Below are 17,960 nucleotides of genomic sequence, written 5' to 3' on the forward strand. Positions count from 1 at the left end.
GTCAGCACAACTCCGCCAGCGCTGTGGTCAGCCGCGTCATGTGCCCGGCGGTGGTGGTCAGCCCCGGAGTGATGCGGATGCACGGGCCGCACGCCGCGCCGGTGCGTACCACGGTGAACAGGTTGTAGTCCTTGAGCAGCCGCTCGACCATCGCCTGCTGATCGGTCTGTGCGATGAAACGCAGGGCCGTGATGCCGCAGTACAGTCGCGGGTCGTCCGGGGTCAGGACTTCGATGCCCGGCAGTTCGCGCACGGGGCGGACCCACAGGTTGCGCAGGTAGTTGAGCCGCGAACCTTTGGCCGCCGCGCCGCCCATGGCGTGATGCTCCTCGAGGACCAGCGGCAAGGTCAGCAGCGCCGGGATGTTCGGTGTGCTGTACGGCGTACGGGCACGAATGTCTGTAACCGGGAAGTGCATCTCGCCCATGTCCGGGTCGATGTCGGCCAGGCGTTCGGGGGCGATGTAGATGAAGCCGAGCGTCAGCGGGGCGCCGATCCACTTGTGCAGGTTGTAGCCGGCAAAGGCGATACCGAGCCCGGCCAGGTCAAATTCGAGTTGGCCGAGGGCATGGGCTCCATCGAGGATGACGTCGATGCCATGTTCCTTCGCAGCGGCTGCAATCGCCTGCACCGGCATCACCAGGCCCGTGCGATGGGTGACGTGGGTCAGGGCCATCAGCTTCAGCCGCGGATGCCGCGCGAAGGCTTCCCGATAGGTGTTGAGCAGGCTGTCGAAGGTTGCCGGGTGGGTGTGTTCGATCTCGATCACTTCGACACCACGATTGCGTGCCAGCCAGCGCATGGCGCCTTTGACCGTGTCGTATTCCAGATCGCAGACCAGTACCTGATCGCCGGGCTGCAGCCGGTTGTAGTTGCGGATCAGCGACTGCAAACCTTCCGACGCGTTACGGGTCAGGGCGATGCTGTCGGCGGGTGCGCCTGTCAACCTCGCCAATTGCGCGCGGATCTTCAGGCTGTCGCCCTGTTCGAAGCGCTGGCGCACGTAGACCGAATTGCTGCGATTGATGAGCTCGATGTTGCGCTGGTATTCCTCGACCACCGTGCGCGACATGCGACCGAAGTAACCGTTCTCCAGGTTGAGCGGGCCGGGTTCGACATCGTAGCGGTCGGCAAAGGTTTGCCAGAAGGCTTCATCACGGGCACGGCGGGTGTTGTCGGGCATGGGCTACTCGGTAGGTGATTCAGTGGCGCGGGGCAGGTTTGCCGTGTTTGGCGCGTAGCGGTTCGAGCAGGTCCGACAAGCCGTTGTGATCGATTTCCTGCATCAGGGCCAACAGGCCGCCCAACTCGCCGTGAGGGAAACCTTCCCGGGCGAACCAGTTCAGGTAAGGGCCGGGCAGGTCGGCAATGATTCGGCCCTTGTACTTGCCGAAAGGCATTTCGCGGGTGATCAGCAGTTCGAGCTTTTCAGGATTCATCGGTCGGTCGTCTTGATTCAGTCAGTCTGGAAAATACAGGCATTCTGCATGCAGGCCAATTGACAGATCATGCAAATAAAACGGATACAGATTTTTTGATAATGGATAAGCGTTTGAAAAATAACGGATAAGTAAGCAGTTCCAGGCTGGCATGCAGGGTGCACCACTCATTGCATCTTTCATCAATCGTGAGGAACTGAAAAATGACCGACATGAATAAAGAAGCGATTTCCGTACTCAACGACCTGATCGAAACCAGCAAGGACGGTCAGGCCGGGTTCAAGACTTGCGCTGAAGACATCAAGCACCCTGAACTCAAAAACCTGTTCATCGCGCGTTCCGCCGATTGTGCTACGGCCGCTACGGAACTGCAGTCCGCCGTGCGTTCGATGGGCGGCGATCCGCAAACCTCCACCAGTGTCCGCGGTGACTTGCACCGTCGCTGGGTCGACGTGAAGTCGATGTTCACCGGCAAGGGCGAGGAGGCCGTACTCAATGAAGCCGAGCGTGGTGAAGACCATGCGTTGAAGGCTTACCGGGACGCCATGGAGAAAATCAACAAGCACAACCTGGTGGGCATTCGTGACCTGGTTGAGCGCCAGTACCACGGCGTGCAACGCAATCACGATCAGGTCAAGGCCCTGCGTAACCAGGCGCGTGCGCGTTCGTAATGTCTGGTTGAAACAACTGTGGGAGCGGGCTTGCTCGCGAAGGCGGCGTATCAGTCACCATTGATAGTGACTGATACGCCGCCTTCGCGAGCAAGCCCGCTCCCACAGGTATATGCGGTGAATCAACCGATGCTGATGGCCGGCAGTTCCGTCAGCGTCACGCTCTGTTGCTTGCGTGGTGCGAGGATTTCCGCCTCGCCATCCACCACCAGTTCATCGCGCTGGTTGAACACGCGAGTGGCAATGCGCACGCGAAACTTCGGCAGTTTTTCGAGAATTTCCAGGCGTACGGTCAGGGTGTCGCCGATCTTCACCGGTTTCTGAAAGCTCATCTGCTGGCCGATGTAGATAGTCCCCGGTCCAGGCAACTCGCAGGCTACCGCCGCGCTGATCAACGCACCGCTGAACATGCCGTGGGCGATGCGCTCCTTGAACATGGTGCTGGCGGCGTATTCGGCATCCAGGTGCACCGGGTTGTGATCTCCGGACATCGCGGCGAACAACTGGATGTCGCGCTCTTCGACGGTCTTGCTGAAGCTGGCGGTCTGGCCGATTTCGAGGGCTTCGTAAGGGGTGTTGGTAACCTGGGTCATCTGTCTCAATTCCTGTGACGAATTAAAAAATTCACAAAAAAACTATTCGGATCGGTGCGGCCGAGGCGTACTCAAGGCCTGTGCGATCCAGTTCAGCACATCGGCGATGATTTCATCGCGGTTGCTCTCGTTGAACAGTTCGTGCCGTGCCTGCGGGTAAACGGTCAGTTGCAGGTGCTGGCTGCCGGCCGCGCGCAGCGCGTCGGCCAGATCCTTGAGACGCTTGCCTTCGCTCACCGGATCACATTCACCGCCAATCACCAGCAACGGCAGGCCCGGGTCGATCTGCGCGAGATTGGACGCTTTGCTGATTTGCTGCAAGCCACCGAGCAAGTCGATCCACAGTTGATTGGTGCAACGGAAACCGCAGAGCGGGTCGTTGACGTACAGATCGACCTGCGCCGGATCACGGCTGAGCCAGTCGAACGGCGTACGTGCCGGTTTGAACTTGTTGTTGAACGAGCCGAACGACAGCCATTCGATCAATGCGCTGCGCCCTTGGCGGCCTTGGCGCAGGCGTTCGAAACGGGCGATTTGCCGTGCCGCACGATAAAGCGCCACAGGCTGGAAGTTCGAGCCGCTGAGGATCGCCCCGTGCAGGCTGGCGCTGTGGTGCAGCAGATAAGCCTGGGCAACGTAACTGCCCATGCTGTGACCGAGCAGTACGATCGGTATGCCAGGGTGCTGTTGGCCGATGTGCTGGTTGAGGCAGGCCAGGTCGCTCACGACCTTGGACCAGCCATGGTCATCGGCGAAATGCCCGAGTGTCCCGTTTTCGGCAGTTTTGCCATGTCCACGCAGGTCCGGCGCGCACACGCCATAGCCCTGGTCACAGAGTTTTTGCGCAAGGGGGCCATAGCGACCGCTGTGCTCGGCCATGCCGTGGGCCAGCAGAATCATTGCCTTGAGGCTGCCCTCGGGTAGCCACTGGTTGACGAAGAGGCGGCTGTGGTCGCTCGTGGTCAGCCAGAAAGTGTCATGGATCATGGCGGTTCCTTTGCATGAGGCTGCCTGGTCGCAATTAGCTCGTTGCAGTTTATAGCGCATCCTTGGCCGGGCGTCTGATCAGCTTGCGCCACGGCAAGAAGATTCATGGGATCAATGACAGCGGTGGGCATATTTGCCTGCTACGTCATAACTGCTAGTGTCCGTGAAGCTCCGCTTTTTGCATTTTTTTTGAAAAATGACAGAAAAGTGGCCCCGGATAGATTCAGGTAAAGAGGACAACAACAATGCAACCTGATTTCTGGAATGACAAACGCCCGGCCGGTGTACCCCTGGATATCGATCTGGGAGCCTACAAGTCGGTGATCGAGGTGTTCGAGCGTTCCTGCAAGAAGTTTGCTGACCGCCCGGCGTTCAGCAACATGGGCGTGACCCTGACCTACGCGGAGCTGGAACGCCAAAGCGCGGCCTTCGCCGGTTATCTGCAAGCCCACACCGACCTGGTGGCGGGGGACCGCATCGCGGTGCAGATGCCCAACGTCCTGCATTACCCGATTGCCGTGTTCGGGGCCTTGCGCGCCGGGTTGATCGTGGTCAACACCAACCCGTTGTACACCGCGCGGGAAATGCGTCATCAGTTCAAGGATTCCGGTGCCCGGGCGCTGGTGTACCTGAACGTGTTCGGCCAGAAAGTCCAGGAAGTGCTCCCCGACACCGATATCCAGTACCTGATCGAAGCGAAGATGGGCGACCTGATGCCCACCGCCAAGGGTTGGCTGGTCAACACGATGGTGAGCAAGGTCAAGAAGATGGTCCCGGACTATTCCTTGCCCCAGGCCGTTTCTTTCAAGAGCGCATTGCGCATGGGCCGTGGCCTGGGTATCAAGCCGCTGAACGTCGGCCTCGACGACATCGCCGTGCTGCAATACACCGGCGGCACCACGGGCCTGGCCAAGGGCGCGATGCTGAGCCACGGCAACCTGGTGGCGAACATGCAACAGGCACGGGCCTGTCTGGGACAGTTCGGCCGCGACGGGCAACCGCTGTTGCGCGAAGGGCAGGAGGTGATGATCGCGCCGCTGCCGCTGTACCACATCTATGCCTTCACGGCGAACTGCATGTGCATGATGGTGACGGGCAACCACAACGTGCTGATCACCAACCCGCGCGACATTGGCGGCTTCATCAAGGAACTGAAGAACTGGCGGTTCTCGGCGCTGCTGGGGCTCAACACGCTGTTCGTCGCGCTGATGGATCATCCGGACTTCAAGACCCTGGACTTCTCCAGCCTCAAGCTCACCAACTCCGGCGGCACTGCGCTGGTCAAGGCGACAGCCGAACGTTGGGAACAACTGACCGGTTGCCGCATCACCGAAGGTTACGGCCTGACCGAAACTTCGCCGGTGGCCTGTACCAACCCGTATGGCGACCAGTCGCGGATCGGCACGGTCGGCCTGCCGGTGCCGGGCACTGCGCTGAAAGTCATCAGCGATGACGGTGTCGAACAACCTTTGGGCGAACGTGGCGAGCTGTGCATCAAGGGCCCGCAGATCATGAAGGGCTACTGGCAGAAACCCGAGGCCACGGCCGAAGTGCTGGATGCCGAGGGCTGGTTCAAGTCCGGTGATATCGCGGTGATCGACCCGGACGGTTTCGTGCGTATCGTTGACCGCAAGAAGGACATGATCATTGTCTCGGGTTTCAACGTGTACCCGAACGAGATCGAAGACGTGGTGATGGCACACCCGAAAGTCGCCAACTGTGCGGTCATCGGTGTACCCGACGAGCGGTCGGGGGAGGCGGTGAAGCTGTTCGTGGTGGCCCGTGAAGCGGGCGTCAGCCTTGAAGAGCTGAAGGCTTACTGCAAGGAGAACTTCACGGCGTACAAGGTACCCAAGCACATCGTGCTGCGCGAATCGCTGCCGATGACCCCGGTGGGCAAGATCCTGCGGCGGGAGTTGCGAGATATCGCCTGATCGGTGAATAGCTGACCCCTGTAGGAGCGAGCACGCTCGCGATGGACGTCAACGATAACGCGCCCTGTCTGAATGATCGCGTTGCCCGGACGTTTTTCGCGAGCAAGCTCGCTCCTACAGGTTTAAGCGAAAGCCCCGAATTTCGGGGCTTTCAGCGACATATAGGTTTTTTGCTCTAAAATGACCGCTTGTAAGTCTTGAGTCATAAAAGTGACCGTAGAGGCCGCTTTTGGCTCTAGTCGACCCTTTGCAAAGCTGCTACTCTCGGCGCGCTTTGTGACTTCTCGGCCTTCTATCAGCCAGATTTACCAATGGCCAAACACCAATAATAATCGCATCAAATGCGGTGCTGAATTCGCGTTGCTGAGGAGTGGGCTTCCATGATCGAAGACTTTTGGAAGGATAAGTACCCAGCCGGGATTGCTGCCGACATCAATCCCGACGAGTACCCGAATATTCAGGCAGTGTTGAAGCAATCCTGCCAACGCTTCGCCAACAAGCCGGCATTCAGCAACCTGGGCAAGACACTCACCTACGGTGAACTGTACGAATTGTCCGGTGCGTTTGCCGCTTACCTGCAACAGCATACCGACTTGCAGCCTGGCGATCGAATCGCCGTGCAACTGCCCAACGTGTTGCAGTACCCGGTTGCCGTCTTCGGCGCGATCCGCGCCGGGCTGATCGTAGTCAACACCAACCCGCTGTACACCGCGCGGGAAATGGAACACCAATTCAACGACTCCGGTGCCAAGGCCCTGGTCTGCCTGGCCAACATGGCGCACCTGGCTGAAACCGTGGTGCCGAAAACCGGCGTCAAGCACGTGATCGTCACCGAAGTCGCCGACCTGCTGCCGCCGCTCAAGCGCTTGCTGGTCAACAGCGTCATCAAGTACGTGAAGAAGATGGTGCCGGCCTATCACTTGCCAAAAGCCGTCAAGTTCAATGACGTGCTGAGCAAAGGCCTGGGCCAGCCAGTGGCGGAAGCCAACCCGGCCAGTGGCGATGTCGCGGTGCTGCAATACACCGGCGGTACCACCGGCGTGGCCAAGGGCGCGATGCTGACCCACCGCAACCTGGTGGCGAACATGCTGCAGTGCAAGGCGCTGATGGGGTCCAACCTCAATGAAGGTTGCGAGATCCTGATCACACCGCTGCCGCTGTACCACATCTATGCGTTCACCTTTCACTGCATGGCGATGATGCTGGCGGGCAACCACAACATCCTGATCAGCAACCCGCGCGACTTGCCGGCGATGGTCAAGGAACTGTCGAAGTGGAAGTTCAGCGGCTTTGTCGGTTTGAACACACTGTTCGTAGCCCTGTGCAACAACGAAGGTTTCCGCAAGCTGGATTTCTCCGCGCTGAAAGTTACCTTGTCGGGCGGCATGGCCCTGCAACTGGCGGCGGCCGAACGCTGGAAAGCGGTGACCGGTTGCGCCATCTGCGAAGGTTACGGCATGACCGAAACCAGCCCGGTGGCGACGGTGAACCCGATCCAGCACATCCAGGTCGGCACCATTGGCATTCCGGTGCCGTCGACCCTGTGCAAAGTCATCAACGATGCCGGTGTCGAGCAGCCGCTGGGTGAAATCGGCGAACTGTGCGTGAAGGGCCCGCAAGTCATGAAGGGTTACTGGCAGCGCCAGGAAGCCACCGACGAGATCCTCGACAGCGAAGGCTGGTTGAAGACCGGTGACATTGCGCTGATCCAGCCCGATGGCTTCATGCGCATTGTCGATCGCAAGAAAGACATGATCCTGGTTTCCGGTTTCAACGTGTACCCGAACGAGCTCGAAGACGTGTTGGCTACCCTGCCGGGCGTGCTGCAATGCGCGGCCATCGGCGTGCCGGACGAAAAGTCGGGCGAGGCGATCAAGATTTTCATCGTTGCCAAGCCGGGCGTGACCCTGACCAAGGAACAGGTGATGGAGCACATGCGCGCCAACGTCACCGGCTACAAGGTCCCGCGCTCCGTGGAGTTCCGTGACGCACTGCCGACCACCAACGTCGGCAAGATCCTGCGCCGTGAATTGCGCGATGAAGAACTGAAGAAGATCAACGCGAAGAAAGCCACCGCGTAATCAACAAAAAGCCCCGCCGATGCGGGGCTTTTTGTTGGTCGGCTGGCAACACCGATCCTCTGTAGGAGCGAGCATGCTCGCGAAAAAGGTACAGACAACGCGTTCATTCAGACAGCCCGCGTCATCGTTGACGTCCATCGCGAGCCAGCTCGCTCCTACAGGAATGACGGTTATTGACGGAACGGCGCGAAGTTGACGTTGGTGCCCGCCGGGCGCATGTCCTGCAGGAAGGAGTCCTTGTCGGCGCTCAGTTCCAGGCTCAATGCAGCCTTGCGCTTGCCTTCATTGCGTACCACCAGGCCTTCGAGCTTCTCGCGCAGGAACACGGTCGGCACTTTCAGGTGCAGCAGCTCGTCGGTGTCCGGCGTGTGCATCAGCAGGTGAATCCACTCGTACTGACCCACGGCCAGGCGCGATACCGGGATGTCGAACCACCAGATATTGCGGTTGCGGTTCAATTCGGTGAAGTGGCAGTTGTTGACGCCAAGCACAGCACCGCCGAGTTCCTGGTTTCTGCGGGCAATGGCCTGCTTTTTATCGAGTTTCATAACATTCCTACGGGATTGGATCTTCAGCGCCATGGCCTGAATGTGTTGCGCATTCTCAGGGGTTGGCCGGCAAACATAAAGCGCAACCTGCACTGAACGATGAAATGTCGTGGTGCAAATAAATGAAACTCCCTGCAAAAGCCCCCGGTCAACCTTATGTAACGACCTTTCCTCCCATTGAAATGCCTTTAATAAAAGAAGAAGCGGTCATCCCCGGATGGCCATTTTTGTGTCAGCCTGAACTTGCACACTGAATTTGTTTCAAAGTCGCCAACTGGGCTACCTTGGTGAAGGAAACGGCCCCCAGAGTCGCCACGACTTCAACCCAAATGCGAATGCGGCGAATGGAGACGCTAATGATTTTTCCGGACATGAGAGGCTTGCCCCTGCACCGTGTGATGATGCGCACGGTCACCGAGTTCATCGCCGACGAGATGTCGACCTATGCCTCGGCGCTGGCCTATCAAATGCTGTTTTCGCTGTTTCCGTTCATCCTTTTCCTGATTGCCCTGATCGGCTTCCTGCACCTGCCGGATTTCTTCTCCTGGCTGCGCCTGCAATCGGAACTGGTATTGCCGCCCCAGGCACTGGAACAGGTCAACCCGGTGATCGACCAGCTGCAGCAATCCAAGGGTGGCTTGCTCTCGGTGGGGATCGTGATTGCGCTGTATACCGCCTCCGCCGGGGTGCGGCTGATGATGAGCGCGATGAACGCCGCCTACGACGTGGTCGAAGGACGCCCGCTGTGGAAACGCTTTCCGTTGTCGATCATCTACACCGTCGGCATTGCCGGCATGCTGCTGATCGCCGCAGCGCTCATGGTGCTCGGGCCGCAGGTGATGGAGTGGATCGCCAAGCAAGTCGGCCTTGAGTACTTTATCGTCACGCTCTGGACGATCGCGCGCTGGCCGGTGATCGTGATTTTGCTGATGGTCGCGGTGGCGTTGATCTACTACGTCATGCCCGACGTCAAACAGGAGTTTCGCTTCATCACCCCAGGCTCGGTGCTCGCGGTGGTCGTGTGGATCATCGCCTCCCTGGGCTTCGGCTTGTACGTCAAGGAGTTCGCCAACTACAACGCCATGTATGGCAGTATCGGTGCGATCATTGTGCTATTGCTGTACTTCTACATTTCCGCCGCGGTGCTGCTGCTGGGCGCGGAGATGAACGCGGTGATCGAACACATGTCGCGAGGGGGCAAGGACCCTGGCGAAAAAGTGGCTGGCGAGCATGGTCCCGTTCATGAGGAAAAACACCACGTGTCGGGACTGGGGCGCGATCACTCACACAAACCGACCATTGATGAAACCTGATCATGATTCGTGAAATTCTGAAAATGGGCGATGAGCGCCTGCTGCGCGTTGCCCCGCCAGTGCCGGCCGAGATGTTCGACAGCCCCGAGCTGTGGCAACTGATCGATGACATGTTCCAGACCATGGAAAGTGTGGGAGGCGTTGGCCTGGCTGCTCCGCAGATCGGTGTCGACCTGCAGCTGGTGATCTTCGGTTTCGAGCACAGCGAGCGTTATCCGGATGCCGAGGCGGTGCCGCAGACGATCCTGATCAACCCGTTGATCACACCGCTCAGCCCGACCCTGGAAGAGGGTATCGAAGGCTGTTTGTCCGTACCGGGCCTGCGCGGCGCGGTGCAACGTTACCAGCAGATTCGCTACGAAGGCGTCGATCCCAAGGGCGAGCCCATCGTGCGCATTGCTTCGGGCTTCCACGCACGGGTGGTGCAGCATGAATGCGATCACCTGATCGGCCGCCTGTACCCGTCGCGCATTACCGACTTCAGCAAGTTTGGCTTCACCGAGGTGATGTTCCCGGACCTGGACCCCAAGGCGGACGACTGATGCAACACAGAACCCTGTGGGAGCGGGCTTGCTCGCGAAAGCGGTCTGACAGTCGGCATTGATGGTGACTGACAGACCGCTTTCGCGAGCAAGCCCGCTCCCACATTTTTGATCCCGTTATTTCAGCTCCAGTCCCATCGCAATCATCGGCTTGCTGCGCGCGTATCGGCTCAAGCGTTCAACCATCGCGTAAGGCATCGGCGGATCGAAAGTAAAGCCGCGGCGCTCGTAAAAACCCCGCAAATCCGGATGACAGAACAGCCACACCGGCAGTTCGCAATCCTTCACTGCGGCCGCAATCAACCCGGCGGCAATCCCTTGTTCGCGACACCCCGGATCGACAAACAACCCGGTCAGCCAATGCCCGCCGGACACCGGACGCAAACACAGCGCGGCAACGATCCCGTCACGCCGCGCCACCCACAACTGCGCGTCGCGCACGGCCTTCATCGACGATTGGTGAGCGCGGTAGAACTTGTTCATCAATGGCCATAACGGCTCGTCGAGCAGGGTGTATTGGGTGTCGGGCATGGTTTTGGACTATCGGTAGGCAAAGCGGGCGATTATAAAAGAACACACGCGCCGGGATAGGTGTATACCTGATTTCACATCCCCATGAGTGGAGTACGCATCATGTCCAAAGGTATGGATTCAAAGAAAGCGGCGAAAAAGAAACCAGCGAAAACCGCCATTGAAAAGCGTGCGGACAAGAAAGCCAAAAAGGTCGGCGTGTTCGGTCACTGATCCGGCGTTGATTGATCGCTCCCATGCAACATGGGAGCGATCCACCTGAAAATAATCTGCAAGATTTCCCAAGGCCATTGCACAGAAAGGGACTGGTCCCGATCTGAGCAACGCCATGCCCCATTACTTCGATAGCGCCCACCAACAAGAAATCGAAACCCTGCGTCGACGCTTCACCGCACGCACCGAATGGCCGACCTGGTTGCTGTTGACCGGCGTGTATGGCGGCTGGTTTGGCATCGTGCTGAACAGCCATCGGCTGGGTTTGTGGTGGAGCACGCTGTTGCTGATCCCATTGCTGGTGCTGTGGTTATCCGTGCAACACGAACTGCTGCACGGTCATCCCACGCGCTGGGTAACCCTGAACAAAGTCCTTGGCTACGCGCCGTTTGCCGTTTGGTATCCGTACACCTTGTATCGCGATAGCCATTTGCTGCATCACCGCGACGAGGACCTGACGATCCCCGGTCGCGATCCGGAAAGCCGTTACCTGAGCGCCGCGCAGTGGCAGGGCAGTTCACTGCTGGTGCGCAGCCTGCACTGGCTGAACAAAACCGTGCTCGGCCGCTTTGCCTTTGGTGCACCGCTGGCCTTGCTGACACTGGCCCGCGAAGAACTGCAGCGCCTGAGGGCAGGTGAGCGCCAGGCCTGGCTGATGTGGCTGAGTCACGGCGCGATGACCGGAATGATGCTGCTGTTTATTACAAACTTCAGCGTATTGCCGGTTTGGCATTACCTGTTTTTGATCAGTGTGCCGGCGCTGTCGATCGCCATGATTCGCTCCTACTATGAACATCGACCTCAGGCAGCGCCGGAGCAACGCACCGTGCTCAATGAGGCCGCCTGGCCATGGCGCTGGTTGTTTCTGAACCTCAATTTTCATCTGGTGCATCACGAATTGCCGGGGTTGCCCTGGTACGACTTGCCCCGCGCCTACAGGGCCCGCCGCGAGCAATGGCTGGCGCGCAGCGGCGGGTTTCTGGTGCAGGGTTATGGGCAGTTGTGGCGTGAACATGGCGTCAAGGCTATCGACAGCCCGAGGCATCCGTTTCACTGATTTTTGAATCGCCACAGATCTACTGTGGGAGCGGGCTTGCTCGCGAATGCGGTGTGCCAGTCAACTCAGATGTTGGATGTCTGACCGCTTTCGCGAGCAAGTCGAATCGTCGCACCGCCGCTCCCACATTGGAAATTTGCCGCATGGGACTATTTCGATGACCCAACACCTCGCCGAACTACAGATGTACGTCGCCCCCGACCCCATCCACCAGGCCAACGAGCGCTGGCTGGCGCGAATCTTCGAACACTTGGGCGAAACCCGCCGTGATGCCGAAGGCCTGTCACTGGCGGACCTGTGGCTGTCGCCACACCTGCTGCTCACACAAACCTGCGGCTATCCGCTGATGACGGCATTGCGCGGCAAGGTCCGGGTGCTGGGGCGCCCTCGTTATGAACTGCCGGACAGCAGTGGCGGCAATCATTGCAGCCTGATTCTGGGACGAATCGAAGACGCACGGCGAACCCTGCCGGAGTTTCGTGACAGCCGAGGCGTGATCAATGGCCAGGACTCCAACAGCGGCATGAATCTGCTGCGCCACCGATTGGCGCCGTTGCAACGTGACGGACGGTTTTTTGCGCAGGTCGGCATCAGCGGCAGCCATCGCGAAAGTCTGCGCTGGTTGCGCGAGGACCTTGCCGATCTGGCGGCCATCGACAGCGTGACCTTTGCCTATCTGGCGCGCCACGCTGCAGAAGAAGTGGCCGGTTTGCGCGTGATCGCTCGCAGTGCTTTCAGCCCGACGTTACCCTACATCACATCAGCCACCGTCAGCGATCAGCAGGCTGAAGCGCTATTGCAGGCGATGAATCAAGCCTTGCGCGAATTGCCTGACGTCGCCGAAATCCTCGGGTTGCCTGAAGTGTTGCCGGCTAGCGAAAGCGACTATCAGGTGGTGCTCGACTATCAGCGAGAAGCCGAGGCGTTGGGGTATGGGGTTTTGCGCTAGCGGTCCATCGGCTATTTATTTTTAATTCTATTAACGAATATAAAAATAAGTTTTAAGTATTATTAAAGAATAAGGCTCCTTGCTAGGATTCGCCTCACCGGACCACCGGACATTCAGCGACCCCTAACCCAGGAGCCCCTATGTCCGGCGCCGATATACTTCACCGCAAACACGTGGACGGACTGTTCCGCGCTCACTACCACTGGCTCTGCACACGCCTGCGCCAGTCTCTGAACGATGCCGCCGGTGTCGAAGACATTGCCTGCGAAACCTTCGTGCAACTGCTCGAAGCCCCTGGCCTGACGGCAATCCGTGAACCCCGTGCCTTGCTCACCACTATCGCCCGGCGCCTGCTCTATCAGCGTTGGCGCCGAGGTGATCTGGAGCGCCAGTATCTGCAGCAACTGCAACAGGCCGGGTCGATCCACGCCGAATCGCCGGAAGAGCTGGCTCAGTTGTCCCAGACCCTGGCCCGTGTCGATCGCAGTCTTCAGCGGCTGCCAGGCAAAGTGCGCTCGACCTTCCTGCTATCGCGGATCGACGGCCTGACCTATCCGCAAATTGCCGCTGCGCTGGGCATCTCGCTGCGTTCGGTCAGCGACTACATGACCCGTTCCCAGGCCCTGTGCGACCGGCACAGCGCCAATCAATCCCTGAACCGTCCACTCCAGAACAAGAGGTCCGCATGAGATCGATCAAAACCCTGCTCGGCAGTTCGTTGCTGGCCCTGAGCCTGTTGTCCCACCCGGCATCGGCCACGGAAAAAGCCGCACCCATTCACTTCGGTGACATCACCTGGGAAAGCGGCAGCCTGATCACCGAAATCCTGCGCCTGATCGTTGAAAAAGGTTACGGCTACCCGACCGACACGCTGCCGGGCAGCACCGTCAGCCTTGAAGCGGCGCTGGCCAAAAACGATATCCAGGTCATCGGTGAAGAGTGGGCCGGACGCAGCCCGGCCTGGGTCAAGGCTGCCGGGGAGGGCAAGGTGTTCGGCCTCGGCGATACGGTCAAGGGCGCCACCGAAGGTTGGTGGGTGCCGGAGTACGTGATCAAGGGCGATCCCGAGCGCGGCATCAAGCCATTGGCCCCGGAGCTGAAATCCGTTGCTGATCTGGCGAAGTACAAGGACGTGTTCCGCGACCCCGAAGACCCGAGTCGCGGACGCTTCCTCAACAGCCCGACCGGCTGGACCTCGGAAATCGTCAACAGCCAGAAACTCAAGGCTTATGACCTGACCGCCAGCTACGTCAACTTCCGCACAGGGTCCGGTGCCGCACTGGATGCCGAGGTGGCGTCGTCAATCCGCCGTGGCAAACCGGTGCTGTTCTACTACTGGTCGCCGACACCGCTGCTGGGGCGCTTCAAACTGGTGAAACTCGACGAACCGCCGTTTGACGCCGAAGCCTGGAAAACCCTGGCCGACGCCAACAACCCGAACCCCAAAGGCACACGCTCGATGCCAGCCAGCCTGGCCATCGGCGTATCGGCACCGTTCAAGGCGCAATACCCGGATCTGGTGACGTTCTTTGAAAAGGTCGACCTGCCGATTGATCTGCTGAACCAGACCTTGGGCCAGATGAGTGAAAAACGGCAGAAGCCCCGTGAAGTCGCCGAAGCGTTTTTACGTGAGCAGCCGCAGGTGTGGAAGGGCTGGGTGCCGGGGGAAGTGGCTACGAGGGTGAGTGCCAGCTTGTAGTGTGTTCTGAAAGTTCTGCAGTATTTGAGCTGCAAACCATTCGCGAGCAAGCCCGCTCCCACATTGGATCTGTGATGTCCACAAGCCCTGTGTTCACCGCCCACCCCCTGTGGGAGCGGGCTTGCTCGCGAATGGTCTGCAGCCTTAAGCCAATTCGGCAGCCAGCGCCGCTTTCACTGCCGGCCGCTGATCTGTCTTGCTCGACGAGCATTTCCCCCCTCGACAAGCCGCTGAACCGATTTTGTCCTCAATAGTGGCCGACTAGTGGCCTTGCAAGCCCAAGGTTGCTGTCTATGATCAGTTGTAACCAACTATGTCGACCGCCGTGAGGCGGTCGATGTCTGGCCGCAAGAGTGCGCAATCGAAGGCACCGAGACTTGATGACAGGGAGCTGTCCGCTAAATGGAATTTGTTTGAAACTGTTAGGGCTGGCCCGCATGCGGGCTATCAAGAGAAGGATGTCTTGATGAGAGTGTCGCAATAGGGACCCTTCCGATCGAACATCATTTATCACCTGACCAGTCCTTCTTTTTGGAGGGATGCGTGTGCCTGTTCTGCTGAACGCAGTGGTGGATTTGAAAGACCTGCAACTTTCATCAATCAAGAAATCGCGCGGAAGGTGATACCACAATGTTCAACCTACATCACAAGGCTGACCTGCTGGAAATCGAACGATTCAGCTGTGCGCTGACTGAGGCCAACGCCAAGTTGGCGGCGATCAGTCGTTCGATGGCGATGATTGAATTCACCCCGGACGGCATCGTCATCGATGCCAATGAAAACTTTTGCAGTGCCATGGGTTACAGCGCCGAAGAAGTGCGCGGCAAACATCACCGGATCTTTTGTGAAGAGCAGTATTACCGCAGCGATGACTACACCAGGTTATGGCGCGACCTGGCGCGGGGCGAGCCGCTGAGCGGGACCTTTTTGCGCTTGCACAAAAGCGGCCGGGAGATCTGGCTCGAAGCCAGCTACATGCCGGTGCTGGGCCCCGACCGGCAAGTCAAGAGCGTGATCAAGGTCGCCACCGACATCACCGCCCGGGTCAACAAGGAGCACGAAAACGAAAGCCGGCTCTCCGCGATCAGCCGCTCCATGGCTGTGATCGAATTCACGCCAGAAGGCAAGGTCATCAGCGCCAACGAAAACTTCCTGAAAACCATGCAGTACTCGCTCAACGAAGTGGTGGGGCAGCATCACAGCCTGTTCTGCCACCGTGCCGAAGCCGAGTCGCAGAATTACCGGAATTTCTGGGCGTCACTCAACCGCGGCGAATACCACTCCCATCGTTTCGAGCGCCGAAACAAACAGGGGCAGACCATATTCCTCGAAGCGTCCTACAACCCGTTGTTCGACGCCAAGGGGCGGTTGTACAAAGTGGTCAAGTTTGCCAGCGACATCACCAACCAGATGACCACCCTGCAAACCGCCGCAGAATCGGCCCACAGCACCTCGGTGCAAAACGACGCCTGTGCCCGCAAAGGGTCAGAGGTGGTGCAGCAGACGGTGCAGATCATCCAGCACATTTCCCGGGACCTGAACGAAGCGGCACTGAGTATCGATGCCGTGAGCAAACAGTCCGACATCATCGGCACCATCGTGCAGACCATCCGCGGCATTGCCGATCAGACCAACCTGCTGGCGCTCAACGCGGCGATTGAAGCGGCACGGGCCGGTGAACACGGGCGCGGGTTTGCGGTGGTGGCCGATGAAGTGCGCAGCCTCGCGGCGCGCACCAGTCAGGCGACGCTGGAGATTGTCGAGGTAGTGCGCAAGAACCACGATTTGTCGCTCAGCGCGGTATCGAGCATGCAATCGAGTTTGAGCCGAACCGGCCTGGGCGTGGAATTGGCGAACGAGGCGGGGGAGGTGATCCTGGAAATCCAGCAGGGCTCGCGGCATGTGGTGGATGCGATCAGTCAGTTCAACTCGACGTTGCAGCTGAACTGATAGCGGCAACTGCGATGGTCGATAACGATAACGCGTGTTTTCTGGCTGAACGCGGCGCTCTTGGGTCCATCGCGAGCGAGCTCGCTCCTACAAAAAAAACGCTGACCCACTGTAGGAGCGAGCTTGCTCGCGATGGTCGTTAACGATTACGCGTGTTTCCTGGCTAAACGCGGTGCTCTGGGGTTCATCGCGAGCGAGCTCGCTCCTACAAAAAAACGTTGACCCACTGTAGGAGCGAGCTTGCTCGCGATGGTCGATAACGATAACGCGTGTTTTCTGGTTGAACGCGGCGCTCTTGGGTCCATCGCGAGCGAGCTCGCTCCTACAAAAAAACGCTGACCCACTGTAGGAGCGAGCTTGCTCGCGATGGTCGATAACGATAACGCGTGTTTTCTGGCTGAACGCGGCGCTCTTGGGTCCATCGCGAGCGAGCTCGCTCCTACAAAAAAACGCTGACCCACTGTAGGAGCGAGCTTGCTCGCGATGGTCGTTAACGATTACGCGTGTTTCCTGGCTAAACGCGGTGCTCTGGGGTTCATCGCGAGCGAGCTCGCTCCTACAAAAAAACGCTGACCCACTGTAGGGGCGAGCAACCTTCGGCCATTCAGGGCAAACCGTTGCAGCAATGCTTGAGGAAGCCACGGTGTTGCGCCAGGCGTTTGAAATACTCATCGACGGCGGGGTAGTCCGGACGCTCGATCGAGGTCATCAGCCAGCGGTTGACCGACAGGCCGATGACGATGTCGGCCAGGGTAAACTGCGGTCCGGCGACATACGCCTTGGTGGTCGCGAGTTGATGTTCGAGGATGCCCATTTTCTGGTTCCAACCACGGATGCCGACTTCAAGGCTATGCGGGTCCTGGAACTCCGGGTCCTTGCGCACCAGTGCCATGAATGCATAACTCCACGATGGATTGAGCTCGGTGGCTTGCCAGTCCATCCACTGTTCCACTCGGGCGCGTGCCGCAGGTTCAGTGGGCAGCAACTCGCTGTGATGGTGGTGGTGTTTGCCGGCCAGGTAACGGCAGATGGTATTGGACTCCCACAGCACACCGGCGTCGTCGATGATCACCGGCACCTTGGCGTTGGGGTTGAACCGGAGGAACTCCGGGCTGTGGGTGGACGCGAAGCCGCTGCCCCAGTCCTCACGTTCGTAGGCAATACCCAGTTCTTCGCAAGTCCACAGCACTTTTCTGACATTGATGGACGAGGCTTTGCCGAGAATCTTCAGGGTGTGTTCCATTTGAGCAGCTCCATCGCGAATGGCGTGTCTGTAATTGTAGGAGTGGTCTGAAGGAAAGGGGTTTCACCAGGTTTCCGCAGGCTACGGTTTCTTGCTCCATTGCCTACAACTGCGCCAGAATCCGCCGGCTTGTGCGCCTGGTATCCGGACTCTATCGTTCCGTGTCGCTGCAAATTCAGCGACCGGGTCTAGCAGCCTGGATACTTTAGA

Annotated in this window: 16 protein-coding genes and 2 pseudogenes; 11 read left to right on the forward strand and 7 right to left on the reverse strand. The window is 58.9% G+C overall.

The genetic code is table 11. From position 1 onward, the window contains the following. Position 1 precedes the first annotated feature (1 nt). Together ACEN8Q_RS29575 and ACEN8Q_RS29580 are read right to left on the reverse strand one after the other, a co-directional pair. Positions 2–1,183 carry an aminotransferase class V-fold PLP-dependent enzyme gene (locus tag ACEN8Q_RS29575; RefSeq protein WP_413704106.1) on the reverse strand — a complete coding sequence of 394 codons (1,182 nt, stop codon included), beginning with the start codon at positions 1,181–1,183 and terminating at the stop codon, positions 2–4. Between the two features lie 19 nt (positions 1,184–1,202). Further along, positions 1,203–1,439, reverse strand: coding sequence for a DUF3820 family protein (locus ACEN8Q_RS29580; RefSeq protein ID WP_003227425.1), 237 nt, complete (start codon positions 1,437–1,439; stop codon positions 1,203–1,205). Positions 1,440–1,642: 203 nt separating this feature from the next. Here ACEN8Q_RS29580 and ACEN8Q_RS29585 point away from each other — a divergent pair, with 203 nt between their 5' ends. Beyond that, complete coding sequence (locus ACEN8Q_RS29585; RefSeq protein WP_413427434.1) at positions 1,643–2,110, forward strand: ferritin-like domain-containing protein; 468 nt, start codon at positions 1,643–1,645, stop codon at positions 2,108–2,110. 122 nt (positions 2,111–2,232) lie between these two features. On the opposite strand, the gene ACEN8Q_RS29590 is transcribed toward ACEN8Q_RS29585, so the two are convergent. Together ACEN8Q_RS29590 and ACEN8Q_RS29595 are read right to left on the reverse strand one after the other, a co-directional pair. Beyond that, positions 2,233–2,703, reverse strand: a complete 471-nt coding sequence (locus tag ACEN8Q_RS29590) for a MaoC family dehydratase (RefSeq protein WP_096509380.1) — start codon at positions 2,701–2,703, stop codon at positions 2,233–2,235. 42 nt (positions 2,704–2,745) lie between these two features. After that, positions 2,746–3,690, reverse strand: a complete 945-nt coding sequence (locus ACEN8Q_RS29595; RefSeq protein ID WP_413428726.1) for an alpha/beta hydrolase — start codon at positions 3,688–3,690, stop codon at positions 2,746–2,748. 245 nt (positions 3,691–3,935) lie between these two features. Between ACEN8Q_RS29595 and fadD2 the strand changes: the two genes are divergently transcribed. Together fadD2 and fadD1 are read left to right on the forward strand one after the other, a co-directional pair. Next, on the forward strand, positions 3,936–5,624 hold the full coding sequence (gene fadD2 / locus ACEN8Q_RS29600; RefSeq protein ID WP_413428725.1) for a long-chain-fatty-acid--CoA ligase FadD2: 1,689 nt from the start codon (positions 3,936–3,938) through the stop codon (positions 5,622–5,624). A 380-nt stretch (positions 5,625–6,004) separates the two neighbouring features. Beyond that, entirely contained in the window at positions 6,005–7,705 is a 1,701-nt protein-coding gene (gene fadD1 / locus ACEN8Q_RS29605; protein WP_057399018.1) for a long-chain-fatty-acid--CoA ligase FadD1, read from the forward strand. A gap of 170 nt (positions 7,706–7,875) precedes the next feature. On the opposite strand, the gene ACEN8Q_RS29610 is transcribed toward fadD1, so the two are convergent. Next, complete coding sequence (locus tag ACEN8Q_RS29610; protein WP_008019269.1) at positions 7,876–8,253, reverse strand: hypothetical protein; 378 nt, start codon at positions 8,251–8,253, stop codon at positions 7,876–7,878. Positions 8,254–8,609: 356 nt separating this feature from the next. On the opposite strand from ACEN8Q_RS29610, the gene ACEN8Q_RS29615 reads away from it, so the two are divergent. Beyond that, positions 8,610–9,566, forward strand: coding sequence for a YihY/virulence factor BrkB family protein (locus ACEN8Q_RS29615; protein ID WP_008019270.1), 957 nt, complete (start codon positions 8,610–8,612; stop codon positions 9,564–9,566). A gap of 2 nt (positions 9,567–9,568) precedes the next feature. Beyond that, entirely contained in the window at positions 9,569–10,108 is a 540-nt protein-coding gene (gene def / locus ACEN8Q_RS29620; RefSeq protein ID WP_413704107.1) for a peptide deformylase, read from the forward strand. A gap of 117 nt (positions 10,109–10,225) precedes the next feature. Here def and ACEN8Q_RS29625 read toward each other — a convergent pair whose 3' ends face one another. Then, positions 10,226–10,639 (reverse strand): GNAT family N-acetyltransferase, encoded by a 414-nt coding sequence (locus ACEN8Q_RS29625; protein WP_413704108.1) that lies wholly within the window; start codon positions 10,637–10,639, stop codon positions 10,226–10,228. A gap of 328 nt (positions 10,640–10,967) precedes the next feature. Here ACEN8Q_RS29625 and ACEN8Q_RS29630 point away from each other — a divergent pair, with 328 nt between their 5' ends. From ACEN8Q_RS29630 to ACEN8Q_RS29655, 6 genes and pseudogenes are all read left to right on the forward strand, one after another. Continuing rightward, positions 10,968–11,909: a fatty acid desaturase gene (locus tag ACEN8Q_RS29630; RefSeq protein WP_413704109.1), complete on the forward strand. Its 942-nt coding sequence runs from the start codon at positions 10,968–10,970 to the stop codon at positions 11,907–11,909. Positions 11,910–12,066: 157 nt separating this feature from the next. Then, a complete protein-coding gene (locus ACEN8Q_RS29635) occupies positions 12,067–12,858 on the forward strand; it encodes a phosphate/phosphite/phosphonate ABC transporter substrate-binding protein (protein ID WP_413704110.1) in 792 nt (263 codons plus the stop codon). A gap of 140 nt (positions 12,859–12,998) precedes the next feature. Continuing rightward, the gene (locus ACEN8Q_RS29640; protein ID WP_413704111.1) at positions 12,999–13,547 is read left to right on the forward strand and encodes a sigma-70 family RNA polymerase sigma factor; all 549 of its coding nucleotides are present in this window, start codon (positions 12,999–13,001) and stop codon (positions 13,545–13,547) included. After that, positions 13,544–14,557, forward strand: coding sequence for an ABC transporter substrate-binding protein (locus ACEN8Q_RS29645; protein ID WP_413704112.1), 1,014 nt, complete (start codon positions 13,544–13,546; stop codon positions 14,555–14,557). The genes ACEN8Q_RS29640 and ACEN8Q_RS29645 overlap by 4 nt, the downstream gene beginning before the upstream one ends. Positions 14,558–15,187: 630 nt before the next feature. After that, a pseudogene (locus ACEN8Q_RS29650) lies at positions 15,188–15,958 on the forward strand (PAS domain-containing protein); the annotation flags it as partial. A 132-nt stretch (positions 15,959–16,090) separates the two neighbouring features. After that, a pseudogene (locus ACEN8Q_RS29655) lies at positions 16,091–16,507 on the forward strand (methyl-accepting chemotaxis protein); the annotation flags it as partial. Between the two features lie 604 nt (positions 16,508–17,111). Here the strand turns inward: ACEN8Q_RS29655 and ACEN8Q_RS29660 are convergent. Next, on the reverse strand, positions 17,112–17,750 hold the full coding sequence (locus ACEN8Q_RS29660; protein WP_413704113.1) for a glutathione S-transferase family protein: 639 nt from the start codon (positions 17,748–17,750) through the stop codon (positions 17,112–17,114). Between the last annotated feature and the right edge of the window lie 210 nt (positions 17,751–17,960).

Source organism: Pseudomonas sp. Pseusp16, from assembly GCF_047324915.1.
Classification (GTDB): Bacteria; Pseudomonadota; Gammaproteobacteria; order Pseudomonadales; family Pseudomonadaceae; genus Aquipseudomonas; species Aquipseudomonas fluorescens_CD.